13 protein-coding genes are annotated in these 16,578 nt (G+C 45.8%); 3 read left to right on the plus strand and 10 right to left on the minus strand.

Annotation, left to right across the window (positions count from 1 at the left end):
• Position 1: 1 nt before the first annotated feature.
• Complete coding sequence (locus tag FRZ54_RS04385) at positions 2-1,258, plus strand: serine hydrolase domain-containing protein (RefSeq protein WP_147030430.1); 1,257 nt, start codon at positions 2-4, stop codon at positions 1,256-1,258.
• 10 nt (positions 1,259-1,268) lie between these two features.
• Here the strand turns inward: FRZ54_RS04385 and FRZ54_RS04390 are convergent, their stop codons facing one another.
• The gene (locus tag FRZ54_RS04390) at positions 1,269-2,534 is read right to left on the minus strand and encodes an NAD(P)/FAD-dependent oxidoreductase (RefSeq protein ID WP_147030431.1); all 1,266 of its coding nucleotides are present in this window, start codon (positions 2,532-2,534) and stop codon (positions 1,269-1,271) included.
• Positions 2,535-2,720: 186 nt separating this feature from the next.
• Here FRZ54_RS04390 and FRZ54_RS04395 point away from each other — a divergent pair, with 186 nt between their 5' ends.
• The gene (locus tag FRZ54_RS04395) at positions 2,721-3,491 is read left to right on the plus strand and encodes a M90 family metallopeptidase (RefSeq protein ID WP_147030432.1); all 771 of its coding nucleotides are present in this window, start codon (positions 2,721-2,723) and stop codon (positions 3,489-3,491) included.
• Between the two features lie 21 nt (positions 3,492-3,512).
• Here FRZ54_RS04395 and FRZ54_RS04400 read toward each other — a convergent pair whose 3' ends face one another.
• Positions 3,513-4,835, minus strand: a complete 1,323-nt coding sequence (locus FRZ54_RS04400) for a TIGR00341 family protein (protein ID WP_147030433.1) — start codon at positions 4,833-4,835, stop codon at positions 3,513-3,515.
• Positions 4,836-4,939: 104 nt separating this feature from the next.
• A complete protein-coding gene (locus FRZ54_RS04405) occupies positions 4,940-6,232 on the minus strand; it encodes an MFS transporter (protein WP_147030434.1) in 1,293 nt (430 codons plus the stop codon).
• 164 nt (positions 6,233-6,396) lie between these two features.
• Between FRZ54_RS04405 and FRZ54_RS04410 the strand changes: the two genes are divergently transcribed.
• Positions 6,397-7,521 carry an acyltransferase family protein gene (locus FRZ54_RS04410; protein ID WP_147030435.1) on the plus strand — a complete coding sequence of 375 codons (1,125 nt, stop codon included), beginning with the start codon at positions 6,397-6,399 and terminating at the stop codon, positions 7,519-7,521.
• Between the two features lie 30 nt (positions 7,522-7,551).
• Here the strand turns inward: FRZ54_RS04410 and FRZ54_RS04415 are convergent, their stop codons facing one another.
• The 7 genes from FRZ54_RS04415 to FRZ54_RS04445 form a co-directional block, all read right to left on the minus strand.
• Positions 7,552-9,264 (minus strand): HAMP domain-containing sensor histidine kinase, encoded by a 1,713-nt coding sequence (locus FRZ54_RS04415; protein ID WP_147030436.1) that lies wholly within the window; start codon positions 9,262-9,264, stop codon positions 7,552-7,554.
• The gene (locus FRZ54_RS04420) at positions 9,261-10,409 is read right to left on the minus strand and encodes a sensor protein KdpD (RefSeq protein ID WP_394348461.1); all 1,149 of its coding nucleotides are present in this window, start codon (positions 10,407-10,409) and stop codon (positions 9,261-9,263) included. The genes FRZ54_RS04415 and FRZ54_RS04420 overlap by 4 nt, the downstream gene beginning before the upstream one ends.
• Before the next feature lie 93 nt (positions 10,410-10,502).
• Complete coding sequence (locus FRZ54_RS04425; protein ID WP_147030438.1) at positions 10,503-11,069, minus strand: K(+)-transporting ATPase subunit C; 567 nt, start codon at positions 11,067-11,069, stop codon at positions 10,503-10,505.
• A 19-nt stretch (positions 11,070-11,088) separates the two neighbouring features.
• Positions 11,089-13,119 (minus strand): potassium-transporting ATPase subunit KdpB, encoded by a 2,031-nt coding sequence (kdpB, locus tag FRZ54_RS04430; RefSeq protein ID WP_147030439.1) that lies wholly within the window; start codon positions 13,117-13,119, stop codon positions 11,089-11,091.
• A gap of 54 nt (positions 13,120-13,173) precedes the next feature.
• Positions 13,174-14,874, minus strand: a complete 1,701-nt coding sequence (gene kdpA, locus FRZ54_RS04435; protein ID WP_147030440.1) for a potassium-transporting ATPase subunit KdpA — start codon at positions 14,872-14,874, stop codon at positions 13,174-13,176.
• 12 nt (positions 14,875-14,886) lie between these two features.
• Positions 14,887-14,964 (minus strand): K(+)-transporting ATPase subunit F, encoded by a 78-nt coding sequence (gene kdpF / locus FRZ54_RS24935; protein ID WP_147034412.1) that lies wholly within the window; start codon positions 14,962-14,964, stop codon positions 14,887-14,889.
• Between the two features lie 263 nt (positions 14,965-15,227).
• The gene (locus tag FRZ54_RS04445) at positions 15,228-16,574 is read right to left on the minus strand and encodes a sigma-54-dependent transcriptional regulator (protein WP_147030441.1); all 1,347 of its coding nucleotides are present in this window, start codon (positions 16,572-16,574) and stop codon (positions 15,228-15,230) included.
• Positions 16,575-16,578: the final 4 nt, after the last annotated feature.

The raw sequence follows: 16,578 nt of genomic DNA on the forward strand, positions 1-16,578 counted from the left end.
CATGCTAAAAATTAAAACAGTTTTCTTTTTTATCACCCTTACAGGTTTAACCTGTGTTTCAAATTTTACTAACGCCCAGATGGCCGGTAATCCCGGGATTACACTCATTCATCAGATCGACAGCATTATCCAAAGCCAGGTAAATGATAACAAAATTCCCGGTGCGGTTATCGAAGTTAAAAAGGGGGACGAAGTGATCTATAAACAAGCTTACGGCTATGCCCAAAAGCTTGATTACGAGCTTCGGCCGCTGGCACAGCCGGAACAAATGACCACGGAGCATCTTTTTGACATCGCGTCGCTTACCAAAATGGTGGGCACAACAACCTCGATGATGTTATTGGTCGACAAGGGGCTGGTACATATTGACGACCCGGTAAGCAAATATGTAAAAGCATTCGGCACGCCAGACAAGGCGGCTATTACTATTCGCAACCTGCTTACGCACACCGCCGGGATTTACGAATGGTACCCGATGTATTACAGGGCCCACAACAAACAGGAAACCTTTAAGCTGATAGGCGAGCTACCGCTTGCCTTTCCCGTTGGCGAAGGGCGCCATTATAGCGACTTGGGTTTTACCGTGCTTGGCGAGATCATTGAAAAAGTTTCCGGTTTGCCGCTCGACCAGTTTGAAGAACAAAATATTTTTATCCCGCTGGGGATGAGACACACCATGTTTAACCCGCTCAAAAAAAACCAGCACTATAAAATAGCCGCAACTTCGCCCGGTAACCCTTACGAGAAAAGAATGGTTTACGACCCGGCACTAGGCTTTCAGTTTAAGGAAATTAAGCATAACCAGTGGAACGGTTGGCGCCATTACGTGGTAAAGGGCGAGGTAAGCGATGGCAACGCCTGGTATGCAGAAAAGGGTGTAGCCGGGGCAGCGGGGTTGTTTTCAACTGTGGACGACCTGCAAAAAATGGTAGATATGCTGATGAACAAGGGAATGGTTGATGGTAAGCAATTCATCAGCGAAAACACTATCAGCACCTTTCTGACCAAAGACAAGTTTAAGAACGGCCTGGGATGGATGATGGACCCCGAAAATTCGTTTATGAAAGACGCCCCCGAAGGCAGCTTCGGCCACACTGGGTTCACCGGTACAAGCATAGCGGTGGTACCATCCAAAAAAATATCAGTTATATTACTGATCAACCGCGAGCAGATGGGACTCATCGACGGAAAGCAATACTACAATGTAAACCCCATCCGTGCGGCGGTGTTTAAAGCTGTTATGAAGTATACCGAATAGGCCCGTTTCCTTAAATAATAGTGTTATCTCCAACCAGTTCGCTCACAGGTAAGCCCCAATGTGGTATTTTTCCGCCCAGGGTGTAATACATTTGCTTAAAGCCCATTTTCAAAGCGTGCGGCGTTATACCCATCTCTAAATGGCTCTCTTTCCCTCCCCACCATTCATTTGTGCGCATATAAAACCCCTTTATTCCACCCATATCGCCCATACATAGTATCTCAAATTCTACCGGCTTTACTTCTCCATCAAATGCACCCAGTTCCTGGCCCAGTGTATCGGCTAACACTTCCGCTTCCATGTGGCCCAATGACCCTATTTTGGGTACTGTTATTGAGGCAGCGTCGCCCACCGCAAATATATTGGGATAGTCGGGGTTGCGCATATACAGGTCGGTCACCACAAAGCCCTGATCGTCGGTAAATGGTAAGTTTTTCAAAAACGAATGTGCCTGCCAGTCGGGGAAAAGAATAGCAAGTTCAGCTTCCTGGGTTGTACCATCATTAAATTCGATCCCATTATCATAAACCTTTTTTATCCCCAGCGTATTTGCCTTGTAATTATAGCCCATTCCCTGCATCATTGGTAATAATTGATTCAAAATGGTTTCGCCTGCATCTTCAGCGATCACTTTTGCCGGTGTCGACAGGAAAATAGTGGACGCATTCCCTTTTTTGTTTTTTTCGAGCCAGTGGGCTATGGAAAATGATAACTCAACAGGTGGACCTTCGCAAGCAGTAAGGGCCACCGGCAAACCAGCCGGTAATTTATCGCTTTTGCCCTGGTGAAAAATGTCAGAAGTAATCACGATAGGTCCGCCTTTGTAATCCTTATGCAAATAGTTTCTCAAACGGTTACCCAGGAAAACATCCGTCACGCTATGGCCGTATTCATTGAAACCATCTATCATATCATAAGCCAGCCGGTTGCCCAATGCAATTACCAGGTAATCGTAACTGATCTCGCGGACAGGGTGGCCCGGACGCTCGTTTGGCTGATAAACTACGGTGTTGGTATCCGCGTCGATGGTGATAACTTCCGCCTGTATAAATTCACTTCCGTCACGCTCCAAAAACGACATATACTTAAATTGCAGGTCCAATGCCGGATTGACGTTCGCCAAGACCTGGAGCGGAATATTTGGCACAAAAGTAAGCAGCGATTTACGGTCGATGATGGTGATCGTCGCTTTATCCTTTACCCTGGCGTGGATATATCTTGCAGTAGTAAGTCCGGCAAAATTGCAGCCGAGGATTAAAATATGCGGTTTCGACATGATATTTTAAGTTTAGAGATAAATGTTCACTAATATTGATTTTCCGTATTTATTGGGAATTGGCACAAATTTTTAACCGGTATTTTCGGTGGTAATTTAGCCTGAACCCAGCAGAAAAGTTATGATATCGGGCAGCATGATAAATGATAATAATCACTTACAGCGTTGCCATTTGAATGTATAGATATGTATATTTTATTTGCTTTTCTGTTAATTATTTTGATCGGATTTTTTCTTCTTCGTAAAAAGAAGAATGAAATAGAGTCCGACGAAACGAATATTGAAACTTATCGGTCATTACTTAATGATCGTGTCGACTATTACCAAAAGCTGAATGAGCAAGAAAAGCTAAGATTTGAAAAATGTGTTCTCGATTTTTTGCAGTATGTTAATATTGAAGGAGTGGGAACAACGATAACCGACAGTGACCGTGTTTTGATAGCGTCGAGTGCAATAATAACCGTTTTTGGTTTTGGAGATTGGAAATATAAAAATCTGACTAATGTGATCTTATATCCCGACACCTTTGACAACGATTTCAGCTTTGAGGGTGAAAATCGGAATATATTAGGAATGGTTGGTTCGGGCTTCATGAATGGGCAAATGCTCCTGGCGCGCGCGGCGCTCGAAAAAGGTTTTTCCAGCTTGTCAGGAAAAGGAAATACCGCTATCCACGAATTTGTTCATCTGCTTGATAAATCGGACGGTGCAACCGACGGCATTATTGAAAATTTAATAACGCGGGAATATGTGATACCCTGGCTTAAAATGATGCACAAAGAAATGCACCGTATCCAGACCGGGAAATCTGATATTAATCCTTACGCACTAACCAGCGAGGCGGAATTTTTGGCGGTTGCAGCAGAGTACTTCTTTGAAAAGCCCGAACAGCTTAAGCATAAACATCCTGAAATTTATGAGCAACTCTGCAATTTGTTCAGGCAAGACCCTGCTTGACCAACAGGATTAGCTATTTTATTATTGAACAACCAGCTTAAGCGAAGCGGATTGATACCTTGTCCTGAGCCATTCTTGTAATTTGTGTTCATCTGCTTTGCTGACCCGTTTTTTGAAAGCCATAACGGCCATAGTAACCGTATCACGCCGGGTAGTGTCGGCATTCTGAACGATGGTTTGATTTGTTCCAAAAGATTTTATTCCCGGATATAAAACTTTTAATTCTTTAAATACAACCGAGTCAATTTTAACAGCTGCCGCAATCGGTTTTTTTACTGTATCAGGCTTCGGCATATTATTAAAAACGTCTTCGAGAATGCTTGCTTTGATCTGTGAAAGATCGACCTGGTGCCGCGCATCCAAACCCTGCCTCACTATCAATCGGACGCCCTCCAGGCCGTATTTCTTTAAGTTCCCTTTCAGCGAATCAATGGTTTTTGTATTCAACTGGTTGCCTATCAAAAGCACTTCGATGAATTTCTCTTTGCCTTTGTACTGGTATATTTTTGATACAACCTGTGTGTTTGGATAAACAAATTGCTCGTCGACAAATTTTTGTGCGCTGGTTTCAAAAAAGCTTTTCTGAACAATGCGGTAAGCCATGAAAACGCTCGGTATAATGGTTATTACAACGATGATGACGATATAGGTAGTAGCCTTTTTTTTATTCTCGGTATCGTCGAACTGGTGGCGTTTCATTTTTAAATACCTTGATACCAGGTAAGTGGCTATTGCAATAAATACACTGTTGATAAAGTAGAGGTAAATGGCGCCAAAAAAGTAAAGCCAGTTACCGGTTGCCAGGCCAAACCCCGCTGTACACAACGGTGGCATTAAGGCGGTTGCTATGGCCACTCCGGGTATAACGTTGCTTTTTTCGGTACGCGAAGCAGCCACCATGCCGGCGCCCCCGCCAAAAAAAGCAATGAAAACATCCCATATCGATGGGGATGTCCGGGCGAGTAGTTCCGATTTGGCATCGTGAAGAGGGCTTATCAAAAAATAGATAGTGGAAGCAAGTATGCCGATAACCGTTGCTATCAGTAGGTTTTTGGCCCCCTTTTTAACTAACGGAAGTTCGTTAATACCCACACCCAACCCTATTCCCATTACAGGACCCATGATGGGAGAGATCAGCATGGCACCTATTATTACCGCGGTCGAATTGACATTGAGCCCTATGCTTGCGATAAAGATGGCAAAGATCAACGCCCACAAATTAACACCTGTAAACTCGGTGTTGTTCCGTATATTATCTACGATGACCGATTCGTCCGCCTTACCTTTTTGAAGATTAAAGTGAATGCCTAAAAACCGTTTGATAACTAAAAATAGATGCCTCATATTTAAACTAACTTACGAAACAATCCGGAAGTTAAAAGGATTATACGTTTCCTGTAGTGTTGCAGGCTGTTTGCTAACGCCAACTTTTATCCTTTAGGCGGAAACTAAGACTGGATAAAATCGTTGTTTTTCATTAGCCGCCGGGCCGCCAGCAATGCCAGGAAAGTTATGGCCGCCGCCAGCGACAAATAGTAACCAACATAGCTTACACCGTAATCCGTCGCCAGTTTTGTGGCTAGCGCCGGCGTAAGCGATGCGCCTAAAATACCCGCAAGGGTAAAGCATAATGATGAGCCGGTATAGCGTACCGATGCAGGGAAAATACCCGCAAGCGCGGTGCCGATAGGCCCGTAAGTGAGCCCCATTAAAAACATACCGAGCACGAGGAAACCAGCTGTGACCGGCCAGTTACCCGCACTAAACAACGAAGAAAAGAACAAGCCGAATAGAAATATCGTAGCTGTTGCCAGCAATAGGATAAGGCCGCGCCCGTACCTGTCGGCAAGAAAAGATGAAATAGGGATGCCAAGTCCAAAAGCCAGTACCGAGATCATTTGCGCGATAAGGAAACCGGTACGCGAATAATGCAGGGCCGATGTGCCCCAGCTCAGCGTAAACACCGTCATAAGGTAAAAAAGCAGGAACATGGTCATGGTGGCCAGCGTGCCTAATATTATAGCCCGGGTATGTTTTTTAAATACATCGGCCACAGGCAGCTTAACCCGCGCATTTTTTTCGATTATCTTAACAAAATCAGGCGTCTCAGATATTTTTAAACGAACGTACAATCCCACACCAACCAATATTGCGCTGGCAATAAAAGGTATTCGCCAGCCGAAACTTAAAAAGTCTTGATCACTCATCGTATTGCTTAGCGTGAAAAAAGTGGCGCTTGAAAGCAGAAAGCCCAACGGCGCACCCAGTTGCGGGAACATTCCGTACCACGCCTTCTTGCCCGGTGGAGCATTTTCAGTTGCCAGCAACACAGCTCCTCCCCATTCGCCGCCCAGGCCCAGGCCCTGCCCGAACCGAAACAGCGATAACAGGATGGGAGCCGCCATACCTATAGAACCATAACCCGGAAGCAGCCCAATGGCCACTGTGGATGGACCCATGGTCATCAGCGCAGCCACCAATGTGGCCTTGCGACCCTTACGATCGCCGAAATGCCCAAACAATGCTGCGCCCAGTGGCCGGGCAAAAAAAGCCAGGGCGAATGTACCGAGCGATTCCAGCGTGGCGGATGTGGGATTACCCGTCGGGAAAAAAAGTTTAGGGAATACAAGCACCGCGGCGGTAGCATAAATATAGAAATCAAAATATTCGATCATCGTCCCGATAAGGCTGGCTATAAGTATACGCCCCACCGGGTTTTTTGCAGTATCGGTTTGATGCATTCGGTTTATAATAAAGCAGCTTCAAACATAACCTATTCCGGTGAAAATCTGTTTAATTAGTCCATCATTCAATCTTGGGGTTCATGTGAAAGTCTATTGCGTTTTTTTGACACATTAGAAAATCAATAAACTTTATCGTTATATTGGCTGAGTAAACCCTCGTTATGCGTCACAATTCATTGGCTACCAAGCCGCATTACCCTATCCTCGACGGCCTTCGCGGCGTAGCTTCTGTGCTGGTCATTATTTTTCACGTATTTGAAACTTTTACCGGCGGCAACCGCTTTATACAGATCATCAATCATGGCTATCTTGCTGTCGATTTCTTTTTCCTGTTATCTGGTTTCGTCGTAGCCTATGCGTATGATGACCGCTGGGGCAAGTTAACGCAGTGGGGTTTTTATAAACGCCGGCTCATACGCCTGCAGCCAATGGTGGTAATGGGATCGGTTATCGGGGCGGCGCTCTTTTATTTCCAGGTCAGTCCGCAGGCGTTCCCCTTGATAGCCGGCACGCCGGTGTGGCAGGTGTTGTTACTCATGGTAGTTGGTGCCACATTGATACCTGTCCCTATTTCGATGGATATACGCGGGTGGCAGGAAATGCACCCGCTTGACGGACCGGCATGGTCGTTGTTTTTTGAATATATTGCCAACATACTGTACGCTGTTATCGTGCGCCGCTTTTCCAAACCGTTGCTGTCAGTATTTATTTCGCTAGCGGCATTGATGATGATCGGCTACCTGCTTTTCGGGCCGCAAGGTGACCTGATAGGCGGTTGGTCATTGAACGGCCCCGGCCTTTTTGTGGGTTTTACCAGGGTCCTTTATCCCTTCTTTGCAGGGGTTTTGCTTTCACGTATCGGTAAGCTTATTCATTTAAAAAATGCTTTTTGGTGGTGCAGCCTGCTTATTATAATCGTGTTGAGCATACCCCGCATAGGCGACGAGCACTCGCTGTGGATGAACGGTATTTACGACGCAGCGTGCGTAATCCTTATGTTCCCGCTTATCGTTTCAATAGGGGCCGGGGGAGTACTGCATACAAAAAGGTCAGAAAGAATATGCAAGTTCCTCGGCGATATCTCCTACCCGTTATACATTACGCATTACCCGCTTATCTATATTTATACCGCCTGGGTGGTAAATAATAAAATACCGTTGGGGACTGAAGGAATGCTCGTGGGCCTTGCCTTAGTTATTGCAAGCATACTCCTTGCTTATGCCTGTCTTAAATTTTATGATGAACCTATTAGGCGTTGGCTCACCAAAAAGTTCGGCAATGCCTGATGGATAAAGCTATTTGTTTTCAATGGCATGTTATTCGGCTTTCTTCAGTGTAAAATAAAACCGGCTGCCTTCGCCCAGGTCACTTTCGACACCAATTTTACCTGATTGCGCCTCAATAAAGTCTTTGGCGATCGCGAGTCCAAGCCCGGTGCCGGTTTGATCGGCTTTAGAGCCAGGGACTTTAAAGTACCTTTCAAATATCCGGGAGAGGTACTGGTGTTCTATACCCTGCCCATGATCGGCGACGGAGAACTCTATTTCATCATTCTTTACCTTCTTTACCACCAGGTCGACAACCGACTTTTCGTGGCTATATTTAATAGCATTCGATAGCAGGTTGATGAGCACCCAGGTTGTTTTATCAAGGTCGGCCCGTACTTCGGGCAGGTTGTCGTCACATTGCACGCTGATGCTTACCTGCTTTTGCTCACCGGTGAACTTTACCGCCTTTACGGCATAGTCCACTATATTTTTGGGGTGTGCATTACCAAAGTTCAGGTGCAGTTTCCCGGTTTCTACCTGCGATAGATCCAGCAGTTCGCCCGTGATCTGGAGTAAGCGGCGGGTGTCATCGTCAATATTTTCGAGCAATTGCTTTTGTTCGGAATTTACTGCTCCTATCCGTTCATCCTCCAGTAATTTGAGGCTCATTTTGATGGACGATATCGGCGTCTTTAATTCGTGCGAAACGGTAGCGATAAAATTTGTTTTAGCCTCATCAAGCTGCTGGTATTCGGTAATGTTCTTCAAAATGATCACCTTGCCGATCACTTTATTCCTGGTATCAACCGATAGAATCTCTTTCGAATAATAGCTCTCCCGGTTATCGGCATATATCTTCATCTTGTTCTGATCCGTCACCAGCAAATTACGGAGCAGGTCGTTTTCAAGCGCAACATCGGGGGCATAGCGGCCTATCAGGTTTAATTCAGATATGCCGATCAGGGTACAAGCAACCTCGTTAACAAATATGATGAACGATTTTTCATCCAGTCCGATAATGGCGTCGTGCATCGAGTTGATGATGGTCTCAATGCGCTTCTTTTCGAACATGATGCTGGCAAGGTTGCTGTTCTCATATTCGTTTAATTGATAGGTCATCGTGTTAAACGCCTGCGCTAGTTCGCCGAACTCGTCGTTTGATTTGAATTCGAGGCGCTGGTGATAATTTTTACGGGATATTTCTTTTATCCTCGCTGTCAGTTCAAGAATAGGGTTGGCGATATAGCCGGGGTAATTGATTATAAAACTAAAAGCTACCAGGAACAGGAACGAACCGATAAGCGCCACCAATATAGTTGCACTACGTGCTGTTTCCTTTGCAACGGCGTTTTTGTGTTCTATAGCAGTCATGTTAAGCTGCATGATGCCAAATAGTAATTGCCGTACCTGTACCCGCAGTACCGACTGTTTTCTCGCATCGTTGCCTGCCTGTTTAAGTTGCTCATATTTGGAACTAAGAGAATCTGTTAGCTGCTGCTCGCCGGCTTCGGTAATATTGCGTTGCTGGCTGGCAAGGTTTGTTTCGATGATCTTTATTTGTTGTTTGTTAAGCTCGGTTTCATTCTGATCCAAAGCATTACCAATGTTGCGCGCATATTTCAGGGTGATGTAGTTATCCTTCAAAATAACGCTTGCGTCGGCAGATAGCCGGCTCAGGTAGTAAATCGACAATCCGCAGCAAATAACCGCCAGCAAAAAGAGGAAGCCAAAGCCGGCGCGGAGTTTATTTTTTATAGTCATGATAGTATTACTAAATCTATATCCGTTTTCGACATCTTATTAAGCAACTGGGTAAACACCGCCGTTTTCATTACCAACTGGTAAAATTTGAACCGCGGCTTGCCTATACAAATGGTAGTAATGTCGTATTTATCAGCCGTTTCCCAAATTGTTTTGGCAATATTATCACTTTTAATTTTCAGGACCTCGGCGCCCATCTGCGTGGCGTTTTTCATATTATTGATCAGGTGACGCTGCGATGCCAGGTTGATCTTATCAGCGCTTTCATGCGATGTTTGTACATATAATACAAACCACCTTGAACGATAGTAAGATGCCAGCCGGGCAGTTTTGCGGATGATGATCTTGGCCGAATCGTCGTTGGTGCTTATACAGGCAAGGAACAGTTCGGGGCGTAGTTTGATATTCTTGGGGATCTCGGTATCTATCTTTCGCTCAAGCTGATGGGCTACTTCTTTCAGGGCCAGTTCGCGCAACTGCAAAATCCGCTCTGCCTGGAAAAAGTTGCTCAGCGCCGTTTGTATTTTCTTTTCATCGTATATCTTTCCCTCCTTTAGCCTTTCTATCAATTCGTCAGCAGTCAGGTCGATGTTTACAACCTCATCGGCCATTTGCAGTACCTTATCCGGTATACGTTCGCTGATGGTGGCCCCTGTTATTCGTTCCACCTCTTCGTTAATGCTTTCCAAATGCTGGATATTTACCGCGCTGATCACGTTTATGCCCGCATTCAATATATCCATCACATCCTGCCAACGTTTTTCATTTTTGCTTCCTTCAATATTGGAATGGGCCAGCTCATCGACGATCACAACTTCGGGCCGAAGGCTGATGATGGCTTTCAGGTCCATCTCCTCCAGTTCTTTACCTTTGTAAAACAACTTACGACGGGGTATAACCGGCAAGCCCTCAAGCAATGCTTCGGTTTCTTTGCGTTTATGCGTTTCGATATAGCCTATCTTCACATCAATGCCATTCCGCATCAATGCCTGGGCCTCCATCAGCATGCGATAGCTTTTACCTACACCGGCGCTCATGCCGATGTAGATTTTAAACTTTCCCCGCCTTGATTTTTTGATCAACTCGAGAAAATGCTGTACCGACTCTTTATTGTTTTCTTCGTTCATTTTAAAAACCCGTGTCATTTCGAACGATAGCGAGAAATCTTATACAACTTACATAATTCGTCGTTCCCTTTTATAAGTTTCTCCCTGTCCCTCGTCGAAACGACATTTTTATTATTTCATTTCATCCAATGCGATGTTCAGCTTCAGCACATTTACTTTTGCCGGGCCGAACAATCCAAGCAAAGGTTTTTCGGTGTGCGTGTCAACCAGGGCCAGCACCTGGTGTTCTGACAGACCGCGTGCTTTGGCCACACGTGCAGCCTGTATTTTAGCGCCCGCAGGCGACAGGTCGGGATCTAAACCGCTACCCGATGCAGTAACCAGCTCGGCCGGGATATCTTCTTTTTTAACCGTTGGGTTGTGCTTCAAAAAAGTATCGATACGACCCTGTACGTCTTTGTTCAGGTAATCAGGGTTAGTTGGCCCTTTGTTTGAACCGCCGGAGCCGGCTGCATTATAATCTACAGCCGATGGGCGCGACCAGAAGTACTGATCCTTTGTAAATTTCTGGCCCACATTGGTAAAGCCGACTACCCGGCCCTTGTAGCTCAGTGTTTCTCCATCACCTTTTCCGGGTGCTAACTTTCCGATACCAGCAATCGCGAGCGGGTACAGTCCTGCAAATATGACTAACAGGATAAGGGTTAATTTTATTGATGTTAATAAGTAAGCTTTCATCTTAATGATATTTAAGTTGTTAAACAAATAATGCTACCACAAGGTCGATCAGTTTAATACCAATAAATGGCACCAACACACCGCCTAAACCATAGATGAGCAGGTTGCGGCGCAGCAATGCGCTTGCTCCGATAGGTTTGTATTCAACACCGCGTAATGCCAATGGTATCAGCAACGGGATGATGATGGCGTTAAAGATCACTGCCGACAGTATAGCCGATTGCGGGCTATGCAGGCCCATGATATTGAGTGCAGCCAGCGATGGTATAGAAACCATGAACAAAGCCGGAACAATAGCAAAATATTTAGCCACGTCGTTTGCAATGGAAAAAGTGGTAAGTGTACCGCGTGTCATCAGCAATTGCTTGCCAATTTCCACTATCTCAATAAGCTTGGTTGGGTCGTTATCCAGGTCGACCATATTGCCTGCCTCCTTAGCTGCCTGGGTGCCGCTATTCATCGCTACACCAACATCAGCCTGGGCCAGTGCCGGAGCGTCATTGGTACCGTCGCCCATCATGGCAACCAACTTGCCGCCCTGTTGTTCAGCTTTGATATAATTCATTTTATCTTCTGGTTTCGCTTCCGCGATAAAATCATCCACACCGGCTTTTTCAGCAATAAATTTGGCGGTCAGCGGATTATCACCGGTAACCATCACGGTTTTTACACCCATTTTGCGCAGGCGCTCAAAACGTTCGTAGATGCCGGTTTTGATAATATCCTGCAGTTCTATCACACCCAGCACTTTTTCGTTCTGTGATACAACCAGAGGCGTGCCGCCATTAGATGAGATAGTTTTCACGCGCTCCTCTGTTTCAGCAGGAAAGGCGCTCCCGGCTTTGATCACCATATTACGGATGGAGTCGAACGCTCCCTTACGGATACGTACACCATCAGGAGTGTCCAAGCCGCTTGAACGGGTCTCGGCAGTGAATTTAATGAATACGGCCTTGTCCGGCGCCTTGAAAGTTAATTTACCGGGACCTTGCTCTGCAAGTTCCACTATCGATTTTCCTTCAGGTGTTTCGTCAGCCAGCGAACTCAATACACAGGCTTTGCTGAATTCAGTCTCGCTAACGCCGTTTGCAGGCCAGAAGTTCGTGGCTTTGCGGTTACCTATGGTTATTGTCCCGGTCTTGTCTAACAATAGGGTGTCCAGATCGCCTGCGGTTTCAACAGCTTTGCCCGATTTGGTGATCACGTTGGCGCGCAATGCCCTGTCCATTCCCGCAATACCGATGGCCGAAAGCAGGCCACCGATAGTTGTCGGGATCAAACACACAAACAGTGAGATAAATGCTGCTATGGTTATAGGGGTATTGGCGTAATCGGCGAACGGTTTTAAGGTTACACATACAATAACGAAAACCAATGTAAATCCAGCCAAAAGGATAGTTAGAGCGATCTCGTTAGGCGTTTTCTGCCTTGACGCACCTTCAACCAGTGCTATCATCTTATCCAAAAAGCTTTCGCCCGGCTGAGTGGTTACCACCACCTTAATACGGTCGGACAATACTTTGGTACCACCGGTAACAGATGATTTATCGCCGCCGGCCTCGCGGATAACCGGTGCCGATTCGCCGGTAATGGCCGATTCGTCAATCGTCGCAATGCCTTCGACGATCTCACCGTCGGTAGGTATAGTGTCGCCGGCTTCGCAAAAAAACACGTCACCTTTTCTTAACGCGGATGACATCACCCTTTTTTCAACGCCGTCGACCAAAACACGTGCGGGTGTTTCCTCGCGGGTTTTGCGCAAGCTCTCGGCCTGCGCCTTGCCCCTGGCTTCAGCTATGGCTTCGGCAAAATTAGCAAACAACACGGTAAGCAACAGTACCAAAAAGATGGTAAAATTGTAGCCAAAGCCGCCCTGCGCTGAATTGGTGAGCGAGAAAATGGTTACTATGAACATAACCGCCGTACCTATCTCCACGGTGAACATTACCGGGTTGCGTACCAATATGCGGGGGCTCAGTTTGACAAAGGCTTGCTTTAGTGCATCTTTTACCTGGTCGCCCTGGAATAATGTGTTTTGAGTTGATTTCATTTTCTTAATATTTCTTTTTAGTGCTCTCTCCAATTGGAGAGGAGTGGCTGGGGTTTATCTTAATGAAAGGTGTTCGGCTATCGGGCCCAAAGCCAGGGCAGGGAAAAATGACAGCGCAGCAACGATAATGATTACCGCAAATACCATCACGCCAAATGTGCCTGTATCTGTTTTAAGCGTTCCGACGCTTTCGGGAATATGCTTTTTGGTCGCTAAGAGGCCGGCTATAGCAACAGGGCCAATGATCGGCAAGTATCTGCCCAGGATCATCACTATGCCGCATGCCGTGTTCCAAAACGGCGTGTTGTCGCCCAGGCCTTCAAAACCGCTGCCGTTATTAGCAGATGATGAAGTGAACTCGTATAGCATTTCGCTGAAACCATGAAACCCCGGATTATTGAGCCAGGCCGCGTAGGCCGTCGGATTATGTGCATATAAATGACTGGCAATGGCAGTGCCGGCTAAAATGAGGAGCGGGTGCAACAAGGCGATGATCAACGCGATTTTCATTTCTTTCGCTTCAATCTTTTTGCCTAAGAATTCGGGCGTTCGTCCCACCATCAGGCCGCTAATGAAAACGGCGATAATGATGAATATATAAAAGTTCAGGAAACCAACCCCAACACCGCCATAAAAGCAATTGATCATCATACCCAGCAAAGCAAACATGCCGGTAAGCGGGGTCATGCTATCATGCATGGCGTTCACAGAGCCATTGCTGGTAACTGTTGTATTGATTGCCCAATACGCAGAGGCAGCAGGGCCAAAACGGACCTCCTTACCTTCCATACTGCCCGTGTTTTGCATGACCCCCATTTTTTCAATGGCATGGTTACCGCTCATCTCGTAGTAAATAGATGGGATAACTAAACTGAGAAATCCCACTGTCATTACTCCATATATTACCCAGGCCAATTTTCTTCTTTTTAAGACATATCCAAGTGCGAAGACCATTGCGATAGGAATAAGAAAAATACTAACCGTCTCAACAACATTGGTCAGGTAGTTGGGGTTTTCCAAAGGATGCGCCGAATTGGGCCCGAAGAATCCACCGCCGTTTGTTCCCAATTGTTTAATGGCTACAAATGCAGCTACCGGGCCGCGGCTTATATGCGCAGTATCACCTTGTAAAGTTAGGACGGTATCTTTACCCCGAAAGGTCATTGGCGAGCCATTAAAAAGCAGAATCAGCGCCACCAAACAAGCTAAAGGCAATAAGATGCGGGTGCTACTGCGTACAAAAAAATTATAAAAGTTTCCCAGTTTATCCGTTGTTCTTTCTTTCATGGCCATAAATACTGCCGCGCAAATAGCAATACCTGTTGCGGCACTTATAAATTGCCATAACATTAAGACCAGCTGGCCTAAATATGAAAGTCCTGTTTCTCCGGAATAGTGTTGCAAATTGGTATTGGTAACAAAGCTCACCGTTGTATTAAAAGCCAGGTCGGCGCTCATGGAAGGATTGCCATCCGGATTAAGAGGCAGCCAGCTCATGTCCATTAACACAAACATGCAAATGAACATCCAAAGCAGATTGATAGCAAGCAATGCGGATAGGTGCTGTTTCCAGTTCATTCCTTTTGAAGGGTCAATGCCGCTCAGTTTAAAAATAATTTTATCGAATGGGTCAAACAATTTATCCAGCCATGTTTTCTCATTGCTGAAAACTTTACCAATGTAACGCCCGAGCGGTATGGCCAAAACCATTACCAGTGCATACATTAAAACGACGCCAAATAATTCAGTGTTCATAGTTTTTAATTATTAAAATTTTTCCGGGTTTAAAAGCACATAAACCATGTAGATAAACACGGCGATGGCTACGATGAATAATGGTATCATTTGTTTTAGATTTTTTCGAAATAATTGACTGATTTGAACAGAAGCCAGAAGAGGGCGATGAAGACCAGTACATAAAGTACCGTTTGAAGAATATCCATATCCTTATTTATTTTTCAGGATATTTACCAAAATGATGCCCGGGGCCGAGCATTTTTTAAAAACACAGATTAGATAAAGCGAAGACGGTTTTACGCTCAGTTTGGAGTAAAATTTGTAAATGCAGATCCTATCATTTTGATAGGGTATTATCAAAATGAGAAAGTTTATTCGAGCCCGTACTCTTTCAGTTTTCGGTACAAGGTGGCTACGCCGATATTTAAAAGCCGGGCGGCTTCGGTGCGGTTGCCGTTTGTATGGTTCAGTACACGTTGTATGTGGAGCTTTTCTACCGAAGAAAGGTCAAATGCAGAAAGCAAATTTGGACGGGATGGCTGCGTATGAAGTATATCGTTCGGCAGCAGTCTTTCATCCAGTTCGTTGCCGTCGCATAATATCACAGCGCGTTCTATCACATTTTTTAGCTCCCTGATATTGCCGGGCCAGTTGTAAGCCGCAAGTTTTTCAATAAACCCGCTCGACATGCCGGTAACCTGTTTCTTCACCTTTGCGGCAAAATATTGAACGAAATGGGCGGCCAGTAGCGGTATGTCATTTTTTCGCTCGCGCAGAGCCGGCAATACGATCTGGAAAACCGACAGCCGGTAAAACAAGTCGGATCGGAAATGATTACTTTCGATCTCAGCCTGCAGGTCGCGGTTGGTGGCAGCGAGTATGCGCACGTTCACCTGTGTGGGTTTGGTGTCGCCTACTTTCAAAAACTGTTGCGACTCCAGTACACGTAATAATTTCGCTTGTAACTCAAGATCAAGCTCACCCATTTCGTCCAGGAAAATGGTACCACCGTTTGCCTCTTCAAACAGGCCTTTTTTATCTTTTGCTGCCCCTGTAAAAGCGCCGGCCTTGTGACCAAAAAGCTCGCTCTCCAACAATTCTTTTGTAAATGCGCTGCAATTAACCGCAACGAAAGGCTTATTTTTGCGGCTGCTGGCCTGGTGTATGGCTTCGGCAAATACCTCCTTACCGGTGCCGGTTTCACCAAGCAGTAAAACGGTGGTGTCCGTAAGCGCGACCTTTTGGGCCAGAGATATCACTTCCTTTATCGCTGCCGAATTACCTATTATGCGGTCAAAACCAAATTTGTCGTTCAGCTTGCTCTCCAGCTCCTGCACCCGCTGTTGCAATAAGGCTTTATCCATCGCCTTGCTTACCAGCGGGATGATCTTTTCGTTGTCATCGCCTTTGGTGATGTAATCAAAGGCACCGAGTTTGATTGCTTTCACGCCATCGTTTATGGTACCGAAAGCTGTTAAGACAATGACCTCAGTAGCGGGCCATGTGCTTTTGATCTGGCTAGTAAGTTCGATGCCATTGATGTCGGGCAGCTTTACATCGCTTAGCACTACGTTCACCGGTTCATGCTGGATTTTTTTTAGGCCTTCTTTTGCCGTCGACGCAGTAACCACTTCGTACCCTTCCAGTTGAAGAATACGGGCTAGCAGACCGCGTAGCCGCTCCTCGTCGTCAATGATCAGCAGTTTACCTTTTTGCATATCG

The sequence above is a fragment of the Mucilaginibacter ginsenosidivorans genome (assembly GCF_007971025.1).
GTDB classification, from domain to species: Bacteria; Bacteroidota; Bacteroidia; order Sphingobacteriales; family Sphingobacteriaceae; genus Mucilaginibacter; species Mucilaginibacter ginsenosidivorans.